Origin of the sequence: Streptomyces sp. ISL-98 (assembly GCF_018614055.1) — a bacterium.
Taxonomy (GTDB): domain Bacteria; phylum Actinomycetota; class Actinomycetes; order Streptomycetales; family Streptomycetaceae; genus Streptomyces; species Streptomyces spiramyceticus.
In genome coordinates this window covers 1-17,328 of sequence record NZ_JAGGPB010000119.1, presented here as the reverse complement: position 1 = coordinate 17,328, position 17,328 = coordinate 1, and the positions used below count along the sequence as shown (strand labels likewise).

Annotated in this window: 15 protein-coding genes and 1 pseudogene; 4 read left to right on the top strand and 12 right to left on the bottom strand. The window is 68.7% G+C overall.

The features are described 5' to 3' along the window. Nucleotides 1-124: 124 nt before the first annotated feature. From J7I98_RS40585 to J7I98_RS40560, 6 genes are all read right to left on the bottom strand, one after another. On the bottom strand, nucleotides 125-775 hold the full coding sequence (locus J7I98_RS40585; RefSeq protein WP_214930067.1) for a hypothetical protein: 651 nt from the start codon (nucleotides 773-775) through the stop codon (nucleotides 125-127). Between the two features lie 85 nt (nucleotides 776-860). Beyond that, entirely contained in the window at nucleotides 861-2,018 is a 1,158-nt protein-coding gene (locus J7I98_RS40580; RefSeq protein WP_214930066.1) for a hypothetical protein, read from the bottom strand. Nucleotides 2,019-2,428: 410 nt separating this feature from the next. Beyond that, nucleotides 2,429-3,925 (bottom strand): FAD-dependent monooxygenase, encoded by a 1,497-nt coding sequence (locus tag J7I98_RS40575; RefSeq protein ID WP_214930065.1) that lies wholly within the window; start codon nucleotides 3,923-3,925, stop codon nucleotides 2,429-2,431. Nucleotides 3,926-4,004: 79 nt separating this feature from the next. Next, a complete protein-coding gene (locus tag J7I98_RS40570) occupies nucleotides 4,005-4,688 on the bottom strand; it encodes an O-methyltransferase (protein ID WP_214930064.1) in 684 nt (227 codons plus the stop codon). After that, nucleotides 4,685-5,854 carry an isochorismate synthase MenF gene (locus tag J7I98_RS40565; RefSeq protein ID WP_214930063.1) on the bottom strand — a complete coding sequence of 390 codons (1,170 nt, stop codon included), beginning with the start codon at nucleotides 5,852-5,854 and terminating at the stop codon, nucleotides 4,685-4,687. Before J7I98_RS40565 ends, J7I98_RS40570 begins: the two co-directional genes overlap by 4 nt. A gap of 160 nt (nucleotides 5,855-6,014) precedes the next feature. Further along, complete coding sequence (locus tag J7I98_RS40560) at nucleotides 6,015-6,809, bottom strand: SDR family NAD(P)-dependent oxidoreductase (protein ID WP_308378140.1); 795 nt, start codon at nucleotides 6,807-6,809, stop codon at nucleotides 6,015-6,017. 181 nt (nucleotides 6,810-6,990) lie between these two features. On the opposite strand from J7I98_RS40560, the gene J7I98_RS40555 reads away from it, so the two are divergent. Together J7I98_RS40555 and J7I98_RS40550 are read left to right on the top strand one after the other, a co-directional pair. After that, the gene (locus J7I98_RS40555; RefSeq protein WP_308378139.1) at nucleotides 6,991-7,572 is read left to right on the top strand and encodes an isochorismatase family protein; all 582 of its coding nucleotides are present in this window, start codon (nucleotides 6,991-6,993) and stop codon (nucleotides 7,570-7,572) included. Between the two features lie 88 nt (nucleotides 7,573-7,660). Continuing rightward, nucleotides 7,661-8,920: a hypothetical protein gene (locus J7I98_RS40550; protein WP_214930060.1), complete on the top strand. Its 1,260-nt coding sequence runs from the start codon at nucleotides 7,661-7,663 to the stop codon at nucleotides 8,918-8,920. Here the strand turns inward: J7I98_RS40550 and J7I98_RS40545 are convergent. Further along, a complete protein-coding gene (locus tag J7I98_RS40545) occupies nucleotides 8,841-9,536 on the bottom strand; it encodes a hypothetical protein (protein ID WP_214930059.1) in 696 nt (231 codons plus the stop codon). The two genes, J7I98_RS40550 and J7I98_RS40545, sit on opposite strands and share 80 nt — an antisense overlap. Before the next feature lie 923 nt (nucleotides 9,537-10,459). Here J7I98_RS40545 and J7I98_RS40540 point away from each other — a divergent pair. Further along, complete coding sequence (locus J7I98_RS40540; RefSeq protein ID WP_214930058.1) at nucleotides 10,460-11,107, top strand: class I SAM-dependent methyltransferase; 648 nt, start codon at nucleotides 10,460-10,462, stop codon at nucleotides 11,105-11,107. Between the two features lie 177 nt (nucleotides 11,108-11,284). On the opposite strand, the gene J7I98_RS40535 is transcribed toward J7I98_RS40540, so the two are convergent. The 4 genes and pseudogenes from J7I98_RS40535 to J7I98_RS40515 all read right to left on the bottom strand — a co-directional run bounded on the left by J7I98_RS40535 (nucleotide 11,285) and on the right by J7I98_RS40515 (nucleotide 16,422). Next, nucleotides 11,285-11,992 (bottom strand): DUF1707 domain-containing protein, encoded by a 708-nt coding sequence (locus tag J7I98_RS40535; protein ID WP_214930057.1) that lies wholly within the window; start codon nucleotides 11,990-11,992, stop codon nucleotides 11,285-11,287. A gap of 570 nt (nucleotides 11,993-12,562) precedes the next feature. Beyond that, a pseudogene (locus tag J7I98_RS40530) lies at nucleotides 12,563-13,570 on the bottom strand (IS701 family transposase); the annotation flags it as partial. Nucleotides 13,571-13,729: 159 nt separating this feature from the next. Beyond that, on the bottom strand, nucleotides 13,730-15,679 hold the full coding sequence (locus tag J7I98_RS42125; protein WP_308378137.1) for a tRNA-dependent cyclodipeptide synthase: 1,950 nt from the start codon (nucleotides 15,677-15,679) through the stop codon (nucleotides 13,730-13,732). 281 nt (nucleotides 15,680-15,960) lie between these two features. Continuing rightward, nucleotides 15,961-16,422 carry an ester cyclase gene (locus J7I98_RS40515; protein WP_214930056.1) on the bottom strand — a complete coding sequence of 154 codons (462 nt, stop codon included), beginning with the start codon at nucleotides 16,420-16,422 and terminating at the stop codon, nucleotides 15,961-15,963. A 166-nt stretch (nucleotides 16,423-16,588) separates the two neighbouring features. On the opposite strand from J7I98_RS40515, the gene J7I98_RS40510 reads away from it, so the two are divergent. Further along, nucleotides 16,589-17,059, top strand: coding sequence for a MarR family winged helix-turn-helix transcriptional regulator (locus J7I98_RS40510; RefSeq protein ID WP_251021926.1), 471 nt, complete (start codon nucleotides 16,589-16,591; stop codon nucleotides 17,057-17,059). A gap of 67 nt (nucleotides 17,060-17,126) precedes the next feature. On the opposite strand, the gene J7I98_RS40505 is transcribed toward J7I98_RS40510, so the two are convergent. Next, nucleotides 17,127-17,328 (bottom strand): hypothetical protein (locus tag J7I98_RS40505; RefSeq protein ID WP_214930055.1); only part of this gene is annotated, 202 nt, incomplete at its 5' end.

Sequence of the window (17,328 nt, the reverse complement as noted above, 5' to 3'; positions counted from 1 at the left end):
GTCAGGACGTGGAGCCTTAGCCAGTGGGCAGGCCGTGAAACGTCAACCCCCCATCCAGTCGCACTCTGACACCGATGGGATTCCGCCCCCTTCAGGGGGCGGAGGATGTCAAAGATTGGTTGCTCTAATCGCGAGAGCGTCGACCGAAGATCATCTGCCGGAGAACGCTAGCCAGAGGGCTTGGACGGAACAGAGTCGCCAGCAGAGCGGGGGTGATTGCCGACATCGCGAGCTCCTGAATGTCGCTTTCCTTGATCTCTCTCGGGCTGACGTCGACGATCGGGATACTGCACTTCAGCTTCGGAGCTGCGCCGTCCACGAGAAGGACGTAGACGAGGGACTGCTTCCCTCGAATCAGTTTCGGGCCGATCTCGATTGCGTTCCCTACCACACGGGCAGGCGGTGCCTGAAGCGTCTCCGGGTTGCTCCGGCTGCCCAAGAGCTTGATGATGCGTGCCCCGACATCCACGACTATCGGATCCTCGCCGTCGAAGGCCTCGCGAGGGATGTCGTCCCGTCCCCTATTGATCAGGTTCACCTGCATGACCTGAGGGTGCGTCAGTAAGTCGCCCTGATGGCGTAGTTCAAGGTCACCTCTCACGCCTTCGGGCGCAGACAGGATGGGTGTGGGGGTCGACATGCCGTAGAGAAACTGTCGCTTGGGGCCCTTCGCGCGGCGTGCGATGACAAAGAGAGTGACCGTCAGCACGACGCCGAGCAGTGTGCCGATGGCAGACACTGCCTTCCATGCATCAGAGTCCCAGAACGCAGCCATAACCATGCACCAATCAAACCACCTATGCGGTCTGTTGGTTGGCGTCGTGATCGGGCAGCGGCTGACTCTTCGCGTAGCCGCGAACCTACCAACCTTGGCGCGGGTCTCCCTTGCCGTACGGGCAGGAGGTGATCGGCGCGTGATCGCGGCCGGCGTCAGCGCCAGCGTTGACCATGCGTACGTACTCCGCCGCGCGACACCTGCACCACCGCCCCCTAGGGCTCGTTCTGCTGCGCATTGCGCGAGATCCGAGCGGTTTCTGCGGCTTCGCTGAGTACGCCGGTGACCTTGTCTGTGTACTCTGCAAGGGTAATCTGCGGATGGTCTTGCCACCACGCTTTGAGATCATCCGAGGCTCGGGCGTAGGCGATGTGCGCCGGCCCCGACCACAGGCTGATGGGGGCGACGCCTGACGCCTCGGCCTTGCGGTTGAGCAGGTGTCCGCGCAGCTCGTTCTCGGCGTCCAACCACATGGCGTAGACGTGCTCTCGATACATTTCGCTGATCTGCTCGCGGGTGTACGCGCGGTGCGCTGCTCCTCGGCGGCGTCCGTGCGTTCGGCGATCCATCGCTCGGTGGCGGACATGCCGGCGTACGGGTCGTGGTCGTCGGCGAGGTGCCCCCACTCGTCGGGGTCGGGCACGTCGCCGAATGCCTCGGCGGTTGCGGCCCGGTCTGCGAGCCGCCCCTCGATGGTGTGCGCACCGTGGAAGGTGTCGGGCACTTGCGCCGGCGGGTACCGGCGGTCGAGCTCGTCGGCGATCCGCTCGACGTCCTCGGCGCGCGCGTACCGAATCGCCCAGCCGAGGACGTCGTTGCCCACGTTGGACAGATCCGCGGCGAGCCAGCCGTCGGGGAACACCTCGGCGAGCAGGCGGCGCCGGTTGGCCTCGGCGTTGATGGCGCCCCGCTTGGCCTCGTCGACGTGCCGGCCGCGCTCGGCAAGCTCGCGGTCGGACAGGCCGATGAGGTCGCGTCGTGCGGCCGGTAGTGCGGCGTCGACGTCGCGCCCGGTCGAGCTCGGCCATGACGCCAGCAGCTCGTCGTCGCCCAGTTGCGGGAAGACTGCGGCGAGCTCGTCGTCGCTGAACTGCGTAAGCGGCTCGGCGAGTTTCCCGTCGGGGCGCAGCCCGCTCGAGCAGGGCCTGCTCGTCGCACGGTCGGCCTCGCCGCGGATGCGCTCGAGGTCCCTCTCATCGAGGACCCCGGGGGCGTATCGCGGCGCCGAGCTGCTCTCGCTCATCTCCGGCAGGGTCCGCTCGTCGCCCGAGCGCACGCGCGCGGCCTCGATCGCATCCTGCGGTACGGGCGCCGCTCGGCGAGCCGCCCGCCACGTCCAGGGCGGCGACGCCGTCCTGGACGAAGGAGAGTGAACCTTAGGTGAGCGACATCCACCAACCTTGAAGTCGCATCCACGGACGTCGATTATTTCGACGTCTCCTTCTAAAAGGCCGCCCGCTGAAATGGCGAGCATCGACTAACAGTTTCCGAACCCGAAGGACGACGCGGAACGCGCGTCCAACCGCCGCGCCGCCGACGACTACCAGCGGCAGGAAGCGCTGACTTCCTCGACTGGGAGGAGGAGTTGACCCAGTGAGCGACGGGGCGGGGGAGGGCCGCGCGGCTGGCCTGCAGCACGAAGCCTTAGGAGTTCTAAGACGGTCGGATCCAGTTGTTCAGTAAGCGAGTCCGTTCTGCGTGGAGCATGCGGGGGTCTGTTGTGTGGGTGGCCCAGGCGATGTGTCCGTCTGGGCGGATTAGGACTTCGGTGGTGCCGTCGAGGTTGGGGTCCTGGACGGAAGTGCGGGCGGTCACTGCCGTGACTGGGGCGGGGGTGGTGAGGTCGGCGTGCGCTGTGGATAGGTGGAGCAGGACGAAGCGGCCGTCGTGCAGGAGCTCGTAGGTTCGGGTCTGGCGTCTTCCTGGGAGGGTGAGGGGGAGGTCCGGCGTGCGTCGGCCTGTCAGTGGGTGTGCGGCGGGGGCGGCGGGTGGGTAGGCGGTGTCGAGTGCGGAGAGGTGTCCGGCGAGGTAGCGGTTGACCTCCGCCAGGCCGAGGAGTGTGTCCAAAAGTTCGCACAGAAGCGTCGCGGGACGGTGGTAGCGCTCGACCAGCGGCAGTTCGACCAGGAGGGTCTGAGCCTCGGTGCGTTCGGTGACGGCCCGGCCGACCGGGTGGCGTTCGGCGTGGTAGGTGTCGAGCAGGCCGGGTGCGGCCCACCCGCGGATGTGCGCGGCCAGTTTCCAGCCGAGGTTCATCGCGTCTTGGAGGCCGGTGTTGAGTCCTTGGGCACCGACGGGGAAGTGGATGTGCGCGGCGTCGCCGGCGAGGAGGAGGCGGCCGGCGCGGTAGTGCTCGGCGAGCCGGGTGGCATTGCCGAACCGCGACAGCCAGGTCGGGCGTGCGATGCCGCAGTCGGTGCCGCATACGCGGAGCAGCGCGGTGCGGAACTCGTCGGGTGTGACGGGTGTGGTGGACGGCACCCTGATGCGTTCGGGGTCCATGACCACGAATCGGGTCAGGCCGGGTTCCAGTCGGGAGATGAGGACGCCGTGCTGCCTGGCCCGGTCGAGGTCTGTGTGATCGGCGGTGGAGAAGTCGCCCACCATGGCGGTGAACGACTCGTCGGTGCCGGGAAAGGCGATGTCGGCGGCGCGGCGGACGACGCTGTGGGCGCCGTCGCAACCGGTCACGTAGGCGGCCCGGACCGAGGTTGGTCCGGTCGGGCCGCGCAGGTCCACCTCAACGCTGTCGTCCTTCTGTTTCAGGGCGGTCACCTCGTGTCCGCGGTGGATCCGGGCGCCGAGTTCCCGGGCCCGTTCTTCCAACAGTGCCTCGGTGTGCGACTGGGCCAGTAGCAGGGCGTGGGGGTGTGGGGAGGCCAGCGCGGAGAAGTCGAGTGGTGTCTTCAAGGTGGCGGCGAACTGCCAGCCGGGCACGGTGCGGCCGACGGCCAGGAACCGTTCGGCCAGGCCGCGTTGGTCCATCAGTTCCAGGCTGCGCGGGTGCAGGTTGAGGGCTCGTGAGTTCCGCTGTGCGCGCGTGCGGCGCTCGACGACGTCTGTCCGTACGCCGGCGAGTGCGAGTTCGGCCGCGAGCAGCAGGCCGGTGGGGCCGGCGCCGACGACGAGAACCTCGGTTTCCGTCTCCATACACCTCCTCCTCTCGTTCGTCGTGCCGGGCGGTGCTGGGTTCCGGTGTTTGGTCCCGCCGTTGGTCTCGGGGAGTAGCTCAGGTGGTTTCGGATCGTTTTCGGGCGATGGTCAGTCCGTCGGCCACCGGCAGCATGACGGACTCGACGCGCGGGTCGGCACGTACGTGGGCGTTGAACTTGCGTACGGCGAGGGCGTTGCCGGTGGCGTCGGGTAGGTGGACCTGTCCTTGCTGGAGCACGTTGTCGGCGATCAGCAGTCCGCCGGGGCGGAGGCGGGGCACGAGGAGGTCCCAGTACTGGCGGTAGTGGGGCTTGTCGGCGTCGAGGAAGACCAGGTCGATGTCGCTCCGCGTCGGCAGGGCGGTCACGGTCTCCAGCGCGGGGCCGAGTCGGAGATCGATGCGGTCTTCCATGCCGGCTTGCCGCCAGGCGGCTCGGGCGATGGAGGTCCATTCCTTGGAGGTGTCGCAGGTGAGGACGGTTCCACCGGGGGTCAGTCCGGTCGCCAGAGCGAGGGTGGAGTAGCCGGTGAAGGTACCCACCTCGACGATTCGTCGCGCGTCCACGAGCCGTGCGAGCAGCGTCAGCAGGGTGGCCTGTTCGTGCGGTACGCGCATGATGGCCAGAGGCCCCAGGGCGTGCGTCTGGGCCGCCAGCCACCGCTGGACCGGCGTCGGGGGTTCGGCCTGGACCAGCAGGTAGTCGTACACCTCGCGGGTGAGGGGGACGGTTTTGAGCTCGCCGTACGGGGTTTCGGTCACCTCGGTGCTCCTGTCGGGGTTGGGCACGGGGGCGTGGTGGAGCGGGCGTCGTCGAGAGCGCCGAGCATGGTGGCGAGTTTCGCCTCGGTCTCGGCGAACTCGGCTTCCGGGGTGGAGCCTTGGACGATGCCTGCGCCCGCGTACAGGCGCAGTTCCGAGGGGGCGACCTCGCCGCAGCGTAGGGCGATGACCCAGTGGCCGTCTCCTGCCTGGTTCATCCAGCCGATCAGCCCGGAGAAGTAGCGGCGCGGTGCGGGTTCGAGGGTGCGGACGAGGGCGGCGGCGCGGGTGGTGGGGCTGCCGCAGACGGCGGGGGTGGGGTGGAGGGCGCAGGCCAGCGCGAGGGAGGACGGTGCGGGACGGCGCAGCCGGGCCCGGATGGGGGTGGCCAGGTGCCACAGGCGGCTGGTGGCGTGGAGTCGGGGTTCGGCCGGGATGTCGAGCGTTTGGCACACGGGGTGCAGGAGTTGCCGGAGGGCGTCGACGACGTATTGGTGTTCGGCGCGGTCTTTGGTGGATTGGAGGAGCGCCGCGGCCTGGGCCCGGTCCCGGGCGGGGTTGGGGTGTCGGGGGGTGGTTCCGGCGAGGGGGGTGAGGGTGAGCAGGTCGCCGGTGCGCCGTAGCAAGGTCTCCGGTGTCGCGCCGACGAGGACCGGGGCCGCATTGTCCCGGTGCGGGCGCGGCAGGGTGACGGAGAAGAGGTGGGCGGCCGGCTCCTGGCGAGCGAGGGCGCTGAGGAGCGCTGATGCCAGATGCCGGTACGAGCGACTGTCCGGGAGGGGGACGCGGAGGGTGCGCGCCAGTACCACCTTGGTGACGATGCCGGTTTCGATCGCGTCCAGAGCGTCGCGGACGGCGGCGCGGTAGGCCGAGGGCGGAGGCTCAGGTGCGGGCGGTGGCGGGGGTTCGGCCGCTGGTGCGACGGCGGCTGCGGAGGCGGGCGGCCACCGGGGCAGGAAGGCTTCCTGGAAGACGCGTACGGCTTCCGGGCGGCTGTCCGGCCGGTGGGCGCGGCCTTTGAGTCCGGTCAGGAGCAGATGGGCCGGGGTGCTCTCGTCGAACGGGATGGCTCCGACGACGACAGTGCTCGGCGGGCTCGCGCGCAGGGCACGTTCCGCAGCGGTGGCGAGGGCGTGGAACTGGCCTGGACCGGTCGGTGCCGACAACCGGTCGCCACCTCGGGTGGCCAGGGTCAAGCGGGGTGTTGACAGCAGCCAGTGATCGGGGCTGTCGTCGGGATGGAAGAGCGGGGGCCGTGGTGAGGGTGGTAAGGACAACGGCGTCACACCTCTTGACGGTTGGTCATCCGCGGGGAGTCGCTGTTGGTCATCCGTGCAAGGCGGCCCCGCCGTCCACGTAGAGACTGTGTATGGCGATGTGGCGGGCCTGGTCGGAGGCGAGGAAGACGACGGCGGCGGCGATGTCGTCGGGGTCGGCGAGGCGGCCGAGGGGGATGCCGATACGGAAGGCCGTCGGGTCACCGTGCAGGACCGCGTCCCGGGCCTGGGGGGTGGGAGCCATGCGCTGCAGCATGGGCGTATCGGTGGAGCCGGGGCAGACCACGTTGCAGCGGATGCCGAACCGGGCAACTTCCAAGCCGAGACCGAGCGTGAGGGCACCGGCCGCCGCCTTGGAAGCGGCGTAAGCGGCCATGCCCGCCCGGGGGGTGCCTGCACTGTTGGAGGCGACCGTGATGACGCTGCCTCGGTGATACGGCGCCATGCGCCGGACCACAGCCCGGCACCAGGTGAGCACGCCCGTGGTGTTGGCGGCGAGCAGCTCCTGCCAGGCTGTGTCGGTCAGGTCGGTGAGGGGGCCGGTATGCAATACCCCGGCCGCGTTCACCAGCAGACCGACCGGCCCGTGCTCGCGCTCCACGTGGTCGAGGATTCGTTCGGCCGCCTCGGCGTCGGCGACGTCCGCCGCATGGCGGGTGACGCGCGAGCCGACGGCGACACCGTCCTGCCCTGCAACCTGCCGGTCGCCCACAGACGTATGGGCAGTGTCCACCGACGCCACATACGCCCCCGCGGCGGCGAGGTGTTCGACCACGCGGGATCCGATGCCACCCGCCGCGCCGGTGACGACCGCCGCGATGCCGTCCAGGCCCGTCAGGTGCACATCGGCCTCCCGTGCGCCTCTCGTGCTCCCTGCGTGGTGCCGCCCCGGCGCGGGCACAATCGCGGGCGGACGCCGCCGGATCCGAAGAGCCTGATAGGCCCTACGCGGGAAGTGACCCATGTCGTTGCCTCGTATCGCACCCTACGACCCACTCGACGCATGTTCTCTTCCCCTTAACCGTGTGAGCTGGGCGGTCGACCCTGACAAGGCCGCACTGCTCGTTCACGACATGCAGCACTACTTCCTACGGGCCTTCGCGCCCGGCGGTCCCGCCGCGTCGGCCGTCGCCAACATCCAGCTGCTGGTCGCCGCCTGCCGCACTGCCGGCATTCCGGTGGTCTACACAGCGCAGCCGGCAAGGCAAACGGCGGCAAGCCGAGGGCTGCTGATGGACTTTTGGGGGCCGGGGCTTGGCGGACAGCCCGATGACGACCGCATCGTGGCACCTCTCGCGCCGGCGCCGGGTGAGGCGGTGGTCACCAAGCACCGCTACAGCGCGTTCCACCGCACCGACCTCAACGAAGTACTGGCGGCACACGGATGTGATCAGCTTCTGATCACCGGGGTGTACGCCCATCTGGGATGCATGCTGACGGCCGTGGACGCCTTCGCGCGGGGAATGCAAGCCTTCCTCGTCGCCGACGCCGTGGCTGACTTCGACCGGGACCGTCACCACCAGGCCCTGCGCTACGTCGCCGAATCCTGCGGCATGGTGACCGTCACGGCCGAAGTCCTCGGCACGGCGGCCGGACCCAGACGATGACGCGGGACACGAGGAAGCCTTCGGGCACCGATGGCCCGCCTCCGGCACCCTCACCCTCGACATGGCCACACGACTGGCAGGGGGAGCCATGACGCGTGTTCTGGTGTTGGGTGAATTCCGTGCGGACCGACTCGTGCCCGCCCTCACACGGTCCGGCGCGCAAGTGACGGTATTGGGCTTCGCCGACCTCACGGGCTTCCTTGACCCTCGGGTGACCTGCGCGCCACTGCCGAAGGAACTGACCGCGGAGTCCCTGCGCGCGCTGGTGGACGAACACCGGGCGGACACCGTCGTGGCCAGCATGTCCTCCCCCGGCCAGGAGCAGATGCTCACGCTGTACGCCCGCGCGGGCCGGTCCCTCGGTCCTCGGCGGATGCCGGTGCATTCCGAAGCGTTCGCCACGCTGGCATGCGACAAGGTGGCCTTGCACCGGAAGGCGATCCGGCGCGGCTGGCCCGTACCGGCCGGGGTGGTCTGTGCGCACCCCGAGCGGCTGAGCGCGGCCGCCCGACAGGTGGGCTTCCCGCTGCTCGTCAAGGAGGCGCGCAGCGAGTCCTTCGCAGGTCGGCACTTCGTCCGTGAACCCTCCCAACTCGCCGCCCTCAGCGCCGCCGTCACATACCCGGCGCTGGCGCAACAGGCCGTCCAAGGTGAGGAATTCGCCGTCGAACTCCTCACCCTCCCCTCCGGCACTGTCACATGGCCCGTCGCCTCGCTCGGGCCCCTCGACAGCGCATGCGCCCCGGGACGACGGGCCCGGGTACAGCCCGCCATCCTTCCTGAGACGGCCCACTTCGCATTGAGCACCGTTGTACGGGACATCGTCGCGACCTCCCGACCGGTGGGGCCCTGGCAGATGGACTTCGCCGTCACCCGCGACGGGCGACTCAACGTGATCGAGATCAACGGGCGCTTCGGAGGGGTGTCCAACATGAGCTGGACCAGCACAGGCACCGATCCGCACCGAGCCCACGCAGAAGCCGTGCTGTACGGCCGACTGCCGGAGCACACCCACGCCGTCCGGGCGGCGCTGGAGGTGCCTGTACCGAACGGCATGACACTTCCGCCCGCCCCGGCAGGGACGGTGCTGACGGCCTTCACCGCCAACCCCGGCTACCCGAACACCTCCGGTGTCCACCGCGCTGTGCTCGGTGTGACGCCCGCCCATGCCCCCAGCGCACGTGAGTGGCTGCGCCGGCTGGTCTCCGGAACATTGCTGGCGCCCGTCGACTCCGCCATCGACCGGCTTGAGCACGGCCTGGCGGCGCTCAGTGCGGAGCATGCAGCGGACTTGAGTGCGGGCGCGGCGCCTCGGGCCGCGTACCCGGTCCGGCGCACAGATCGGTGATGAGTTTGCGGGCCCGACCTGAGGTCACCGGGGTGACGCCGTGGATCAGCTGCGCCCCGTACACCAGGGTGGCTCCGGCCGGCGGGTGGCAGATCCAGCGGGTGGCGGCGATGGCGTCGAGGGAGACCGGGCCAGACCGGGCAGTGACCTCATGCACGAACCGGGTGCCGGGCTCGAAGACGCCGTCGGCCTCGGCCATCCGGTCGGTCCACAACTCCTCGCAAGCACTGGTGTCAAGGTAGAACTCCCCGCCGCTGTCGGCGTCCTGAAGGTTGAACACCACACGGGCCAGGCGGACGGGACGCTCGTCCGGATCGCCCATGCCGTGTACGTGCGAGCGGATCTTGTCTCCGGTTTTGAGGTCGTGGTAAAGCCACGGGGCAACGCAGTCGGCGGACGGGAATGCTCGGCGGATGACGGGCATTGCCCGGTCGATCGCGCCTGCCAGGATCTCCTGTACGGCGTCGGGCGGTGTGAGTCCCTCGCTGGGGCGGGCGGGCACCCAACCGGTGGTGGCCAGGTGGTCGTCGATGATCTTGGTGACCTGAGCGGTCTCGTCGGGGATGAGGAAGTTCTCGATCGTCTGCACGGCCAGGGTCTCGGACGTGTTGATCACTTCTCTGCTCCTCTCGCAGTCCCGTCGCCCGCCTATTGCATAGCCGCCAAACGCCGAAGCCAAGGGCGCCCGAAGGGGCGCGCGGGCGCACTAGTCATCCGCGCCGTGTACACAACACGACATCGTGAGCGGACGCGTATCTTCGCGTGCGCCCCTGCCGGTGCCCGGATGACTCATGTTCCCGTGCGGGCACGTACCGCCGATCGCCGAGCTATCAACGACGTCTACAGAGACCGGAATGCCAGCAGCACTGCCTGCACAGCGCGTCGGAAACCCCAAGTTCCGCCGCATCAGCCACGACCTGCCAAGCACAGTCACAGCCCCGGCCCTGCGCGACAGCGGCAGACGACACGAGCGGAGTTGTCACACGGATGCACGGCGCAAGCCCCGCAGAGCGATCACTGTCAGGCAGGGGTTTGAAGTGGCGGTCGGGAGCGGCCTTTGAGCAGCGAGCAGGCCCTTGCTAGATCTTCAGGCGTATCGATTGTGATTCCCTCGTCCGTCACGGACAGCATTTGCACGCCGTGTCCGTGCTCGACAAGCCGAAGCATTTCGACGCCTTCGGCTTGTTCCAGTGGGCCCTGCGGCAGTCGCCGGAACGATGACCGGATGACCACCGCGAACGTGAGGAGCTCAGGTAATTTCGCACGGGATACGCCGAGCTGCCGGTTGACACAGATCCGGCACAAAAGATCTACAACTGCGCCAGTGCAGTACCGATGCGCCCGGTGGCTTGGTCCTTTCCTGCTGTTCTTCGTCAAGCTCGCACCCAACGCCTGCACATCGCAGGCGCGACTCGCCCCGACGGACCGGTGGGTTCCCCGGCGACCTTCCCTGCACTAGCGATACCCCGGGCGAACAGGAGGGAGGGAAGATCGTGATTCTCTCGGATCGCCTCAGCGCCAGGAACTACTGTCGCGAGCATGGTCGAACACGATGCCCTCAGCGCCACCCGCGAGGCTTACGACGCTGCTGCCCCCACCTATGCGCAGCTGTTCGGCGACACGCTGCGTGATAGTCCCCTGGATCGCGCGATCTTGGGTGCCTTCGCCGAGGTCGTACGTGCGAGTGGGGACGGTCAGGTCGCGGACCTGGGGTGTGGGCCTGGCCATATCACCGCTTATCTGGACGAGCTGGGGCTGGCGGCTTTTGGTGTTGATGCCTCTCCTGCGATGATCAAGTTGGCTCGACAGGCCTATCCGGGCCTGCGGTTCGACGTGGGCTCGATGGCCGCGTTGAACATCGCTGACGGCGTGCTGGGCGGCGTACTCTCCCGTTGGTCCATCATCCACACTTCGCCGCAGGAACTCCCCGTCATCCTGGCGGAGTTCCATCGTGTGCTGGCACCTGGCGGCCACCTTCTGGTCGGCTTTTCGGCAAGCGATGATCCGTCTCACCCGACGCAGGTCTTCGATCACACAGTCGCGCCGGCCTATCGGTGGTGGCCTGATCACCTCGCCGCGATGCTGCGCAAGTCCGGGTTGGCCGAGGTGGCCCGGATGGTTCGCGAGCCTCAGCCCACTGACCGGCGGCAGTTCCAGGAGATTCAACTGCTCGTCCACAAAGCCTAATAGGACTCCGTTAGGTGGCCCTGGCCTGCGGCAATGCGATGGTGTCCGCGTACGAGTCGTCCCGTACCCGGGCACGGGACGGTTGGGTCACGTCAGTCTTCGCACGTCGCAACCTCGCGTCGCGATCTGTCGGAGCCTTGACCGATCGCCGACCCCTCACCACACGGAGCCCTACGACTAGCTGCGGATGGCCTCTTCGAGCCAGCGGCGCCATGAGGTTTTTCGGCGGTCGCCGGGGTGCGCGAGGGTGATGTCGCCGAAGATCGCGGCCCCGGCCACCCGTATCCGCGGAGCCCGGCCCTGCGGCGCGGTGTGCGCGCGGGTCAGATCGCGTACGTCTCCCAGGACGCTGCCGCAGGCCAGCTCGACCTGCACTCCTTCGGGCACGATCAGCCGTACGTCCCCGAACACCGCCCGCGCCGTCACGGTCAGCTCGCCGCTGGACGGCGCCGTCATCCCGCACAGATCCAGGGTCAGATCCCCGAGTACCGCGTACGCGTCGAGGGTGTCGGAGCCCTGCGCGGCCGGGCTGCGGCAGGTGACATCCCCGACCATGGCGACGAACCTCCGCTTCCCTGTCGCCGTTCCCGAACCGGCACCGTCTCCTGCCCCGGCAGCCGCATCCGTACCCACACTCGTCTCGCCGGCGGCGGGCAGATCCCGACCGAGTACGGCGAGCTGCTCGCGGGTCCGGGCCAGGTATGCCGCCTCGCAGCGGTCGGCCAGTTCCTCTAGCGTCAGCCGACCCTCGCCGGTGGCGACCCTCAGCCGTTCCACCAAGGCCTCCCGCTCGGCGTCCGAGGCCAGTACCGATGCCGCGTTGCCCGGAGCGGGTACGGGCGCCACAGCCGCATCCTTGACCAGACCGGGGCGTTCGGGGTCCACGTGCATGACGCTGCCTTCCGTAAACGGGCGAAACGACCAGCTCCCATCCCAACAGGTCGCGGCCACAAGCACATCGACGCGCGGGACGACCGGGATCACGCGCACTGCATCGAAAGATGTAGTCGTAGGACTCCCTGTGGTGCGGGGTCGGCGGTCGGTCAAGGCTCCCAACACCCGGTCCGGCACAGGTGAGGTACGGAAGATCCCCCACGAAGAGCGGCTGCAGCCGATCGTGGAGGGCCGCAAGGCCAAGGCCCATCAGCGCAAGGAGAATCCGCCTCCGCCGCGCCCATGGTCTTCGCAGGACGTCACATGTCCCGACTGTGGGGTAGAGCCCGACGTACCGTGCAAAACGCGGGGTGGCCCGCACCGTGCGCGCGTTGAGCGGGCCCAGGAGTTCACCCGCCGACGCCGGCGACGCTGACCCGATGAGGTCGGCGAATTGACCGTGGCCGAAGCAGGAATAGCGCTCCGGTAAAGCCGCAGCCGCCACAGGCGTCTCCATGCACGAGCGCACCAAAGCCGCCGCAACCGGATAATCCGGCCCGCCGCCGACTTCGAGCTCCCGAACTCGTTGCAGGTCAGCGGCATCAGGCCGTCCGGAGCCTGTTCTTGAGCACATCGTTGGCCGTGGCCGTGGCCGTGGCCGTGGCCGCGGCCGCGGCCACGGCGAGGAAGGCGTGGGCGAGCATCGCGAGCGTGACCCAGCGGTGCCAGGACGTCCATCGTCTGACGGTAGAAGGCGAGTTCACCGGTGCGCCGGGTTGCGGCGGACGAGCAGGTGGCGGTGGCCGGGCCGGTCGTCGGCGATGTCGGCCAGGGCCCAGTCGTAGAAGCGGTGTCCCGTGGCTCCGGCGCCGGCGGAGAGCTTCTGCCAGGCCCTTTTCGGCAGCTTCTTGACCAGGGCGTCGGCGCGGAACTTGCCCGCGTGGGTGGTGATCTGATGGTCGCAGGCGACGGCGAGGACATAGCCGACCTCGCGCCCCTCGAGCGTGGTCCGAAGGTGCGGGTTGCTTCCGTAGACCTCGTCATCGGCCACCCGGGACGCGGGGACGCCGGCGTCCAGCGCGCGGCCGATCATGCGGGCGGCGGGCGCGGGTTTCGTGGCGAAGCCGACGGTGTCGGGTATCCCGGCCGCACGGCAGCGGTCCGTGTCCTCGGTCCAGGAGCGTGGGACGTACAGTTCCCGGTCGATCGCCGCGTGTCCGCGTGGAGTCGAGTAGGCGAGGTAGATGGCGACCTGGGAGTTCTCGATGCGTCCGGCGGTGCCGGTGTACTGGCGTTGCACGCCCACCGTGGCGGTGCCCTTCTTCAGGTCGCCGGTTTCATCGACGACCAACACCGCGTCGTCGTCGTGCAGTTGCTCGACGACGAAGCTGCAGATGTCGTCGCGGACCGCTTCGGCGTCCCACCTGGCCCTCGACAACAGGTGCTGCAAGCCGTCCGGGGATGCGTCGCCTGCGTGCTCGGCGAGCGTCCAGCAGTTCTTGCGTGGCAGGTCAGACAGCAACCCGAGCACCAGCGCCCTTACCGGCGCCGCGGTTCCACCCGGGCGAACCGCCCCGCGACGCGGTCCATCAGGACCTCGAACATGTCCTGCCACCGGGCTGGATCTATGCTGTGACCTGCGGCCAGTCGCGGGCGAACTCCAGGTGCTGCGGGCGCGTGCCCGGCCTGGCGCCGCAGAACACGCAGAACACGCCGATGCGCTGCGCACCGCCGCACATCTGTTGGCGGTCACCAGATGACCGGCAGTCGTTCCGGCAGGCGCTTGATGAAGCCCGTACGCCACACCAGTTGCTCCGCTGGTACGGCGAGCCGCAGCGACGGCAGCCTCTCCAGCAGGACACTCAGGGCGACTTCCGCATGCACCCGCCCCAGCGCCGAGGCCGGGCAGTAGTGCTGCCCCCCGCCGAAGGCCAGATGGGCGTTGCGCTCCCGGGAGAAGTCGAGGCGCTCGGGGTGCTCGAAGACCTCCGGGTCGTGATTCGCGCCCTCGACCAGAACCAGGACCAGCTCCCCCTCCTTGACCAGGACATCGCCGAGCTGCACCTCAGCGGTCGCGAGACGGGGCAGTGCGTCGCCGATGGAGAGGGTGTAGCGCAGCAGTTCGTCGACGGCCCGGCTCATCCGCTCCGGATGCTCCCGCAATTCCTCGATCCGTTCGGGGTGCAGAAGCAGCACCAGAATGGCGTGCAGCAGGAACGCCGAGGTGCTCACGGCGCCGGCTCCGAAGAGGGACATGGCGACGGTGGCCAGGAGCTCGTCGGCGGGCCGTTGTGACGGCTGTGTCTCGTTGCGCAGTGCACTCAGCCGGCCGAGGAGAGAGCCGTCCGAGGGGTCGGCCGCACGCAGAAGTTCCGTGGTGTACGCGAGGTCCTTGTTCCAGTTGACCGCCGCACCCTCGAACGGCTGCGGGCTCGTCATGAAGGCGATGTCCAGCCCCGACATCAGCCGGCGCCAGTCCTCGAAGGGCAGCCCGATGGTGCGGCAGAGCAGCGCGGCGGAGAAGGGAGCGGTGAATCTGTGATGGAGGTCGGCCGGCGCGCCTTCCCCGACGATGTCGTCGACCAGAGCGTGTGCCTGCTCCCGCATCCAGACGACCGTGGCGCTGCTGGAGCGTGGGGACAGTGACTTCATCACCGCCGTGCGCAGCCCCGCGCTGTTGATGTTCCCCATGTTGGCGACGACTTCGGGAGGGATGGTCAGCGCGTACTGGCGTGGCACGTTCGGCTCCGCGGTGCGGAACAGGCTGAAGCGCTCGTCCTCCAGTACGCGCAGGGCGAGCGCGTGGCTGGACACGAGCCACGCGCTGTCCCCGGTCATGGTCCGTACCCGGGCGACGGCCTGGTGGGCGCGGAGCCGGGCGCACTCCGGGGGCGGCACGACATCACCGCGGCGGGAGAGCGGGAAGGCTGGCTCGGCATCGGTCATGGGCTCCCTTTCTTGACGGGTGGCGGGCAGCCGTCGGCTATGGCTGTGGCTGTGCGGCCGTACCGTCAGAGACGCCTGGTTCCGCGCTGCCCGCAGGCCGTGGTCGCGGCCGTAGAGAAGATCGTTGATCGGTACGGGCACGTGGTAGCAGGCCACCGACGAGGGAACTCCCAGGATGCCGGGGCTGTCCACGAAGAACGGCAGCTCCGCCGCGAGATAGCTCAGCCCCGCCCGCACCTGCTCCGGCGTGGGCTCGCCGTCGTCGTGCGGCCGGCCCTCCAGGACGCGGTGCACCATCTCCGTACACGCCAGGACGAGTTCGGTGTCGGTGAGCAGTGCGTGGTCGACTTCTCTGCGTACGGTCCGGTAGGGCGGGGTGTCCACGAACTCGGAGAGTCCCCGGACCCGCAGCGACGCGGACCGGGTGCCCAGACCGTTCAACGCCTGCCGGATTCTTCGGCGAACGCCCTGGATCTCCTTCCTCGCCCTCTTCGCGGCATGCTCCCGGGAGTAGCCGCAGGCGGCGAGCATCGAGTCGACGTGCAGGTCCGCGTAGACCACGTCCACGGCCGCGAACGAGTCCGCCCAGGACGCGAGCGCGGCGATGCGCTGCTGAGTGAAGTAACTGTTGCCCGGACTCACGCCGATCAGGACATGGTCCCCGCGCTCCCAGATGAGCCGGCACCTCTCGGTGAGGGGTATGACGTCGAACCCGTCGAACACAGCGGTGGTAGCGCACCTGTTGACGTTCACGCTCCGGCCTCCTCGGCTTGGCGAGCCCCTGCAGGCATGGCTGGTTCCGTCACTACCCGTTTCCAGCCGACACGTTGGGTAATCGCCGCCTCGCCGGAACCGCATGGGCGTACAGAGGCTCAAGGGGCGTGCAATGAGGGGCCACTTTGAAGAAACGTTGCAGTTCAGGGCATCGACGCACAAACGCGTATCTCGGTGACACCCCTTCCGCGACCCCGACGCCGTCGGCGCCGACCATGACGAGGAGGGCTGACCTCCCGCCGGGATCCGGTCCTGCCTGTTCAGTGCTGGGCGGGACCGTTGGGGCCGGAGATGGCGCCGAGCTGGGACAGGCCGTCGAGGATGTCGGTGCAGGTCCAGTACTCGACGAACCTGCCGTTCGCGACGCGCAGGATGTCGTGGCCGCTGAAGGAGATCTTCGTGCCAATGGGGGCGGTGGCCTGGGGGATGCCGCCGGTGTAGGTGGCACGCATGGTCCAGCGGGCGGCGATCAGGTCACCGTCGACGATCGGGCCGAGGTCGACGGTGATGGTGATGTCGCCGAAGGCGGCCATGGTCTGCTCGATCTCGGGCAGCAGGCGCTCGGGGCCGGTGACGGCCTCGGAGTCGCTGCCGTCGGGGCGGGCCTGGTGGACGACGAAGCCGCGGTCGAGGATCTCCTCGGCGTGGGCGAAGTCGCCGCGCCACAGCTCGCTCCAGCGGTCGTAGAGGGCGCGCAGCTGCTCGGGGGTGTGGCTGGTCATGTGTTCTCCCAGAGGGACGAGCTAGAATCGATCTGCATCACACATTATCTGCGCGACGCAGATATAAGTGGGGCGCGAGGACAATTCCATGTCAAACCGAACCCGTAGGGAGCTGGTCGCGGCGCTCACCGCGACGGCCCGGCGCCACCAGCTGTTCAATCAGGCCATGGCCGAACACCTCGGCCTGCACCCCACCGATCTGCAGTCCGTGAGCCTGCTCGCCCTGGAACCCGGCCCCCGCACCACGGGCGAGATCGCGGAGGTGACCGGGCTGACCTCCGGTTCGGCCACCCGCCTGGTCGACCGCCTGCAAAAGGCCGGCCTCGCCGAGCGCCACCCCGACGCCCACGACCGGCGCAAGATGCTCGTCTCCCTCACCAGCGGCCGCACCCCCGGTCGAGGCCGCCTGGGGCACCCCGCGGAAGGCTTTCGACCGGGCCCTGGACGACTTCACCGACGAGGAACTCACCGTGATCGAGCGGTACCTGCGCTGTACCACCGACGTCGGCACCGAACAGACCGCACGTCTGCGCGCCAACTGATTTCGACAACCGCTCGGCTTCCCCATGCAGCACGGTTCGCGCCGGGGAATCAGCCCCTGACCGTCACGGGTCTTCAGAAAACGAACGTTTTTTGAAGATCGCTCTGCGGGGCTGTCCGGATTCCGCACCGCTTTCGGGCGACCTGTGCAAATGGGGCTCACGTCACCATGTTGGCTTGCGCGAGCTGGTCCGGTCGGGTCGCCGCCGGTCCGGTCCGGCGGGGTGACTTGCGGTCTCGACGGCGGCTGAATGGCCCCGAGTAGACAGCCAGGTGGCGACGAGCACGGCAACCACCGACAACGTCATCCAGCCGATGTCCGAATAGCTGATCGCTTCGGGCGGCTTAGCCTCAATACCAGTGACT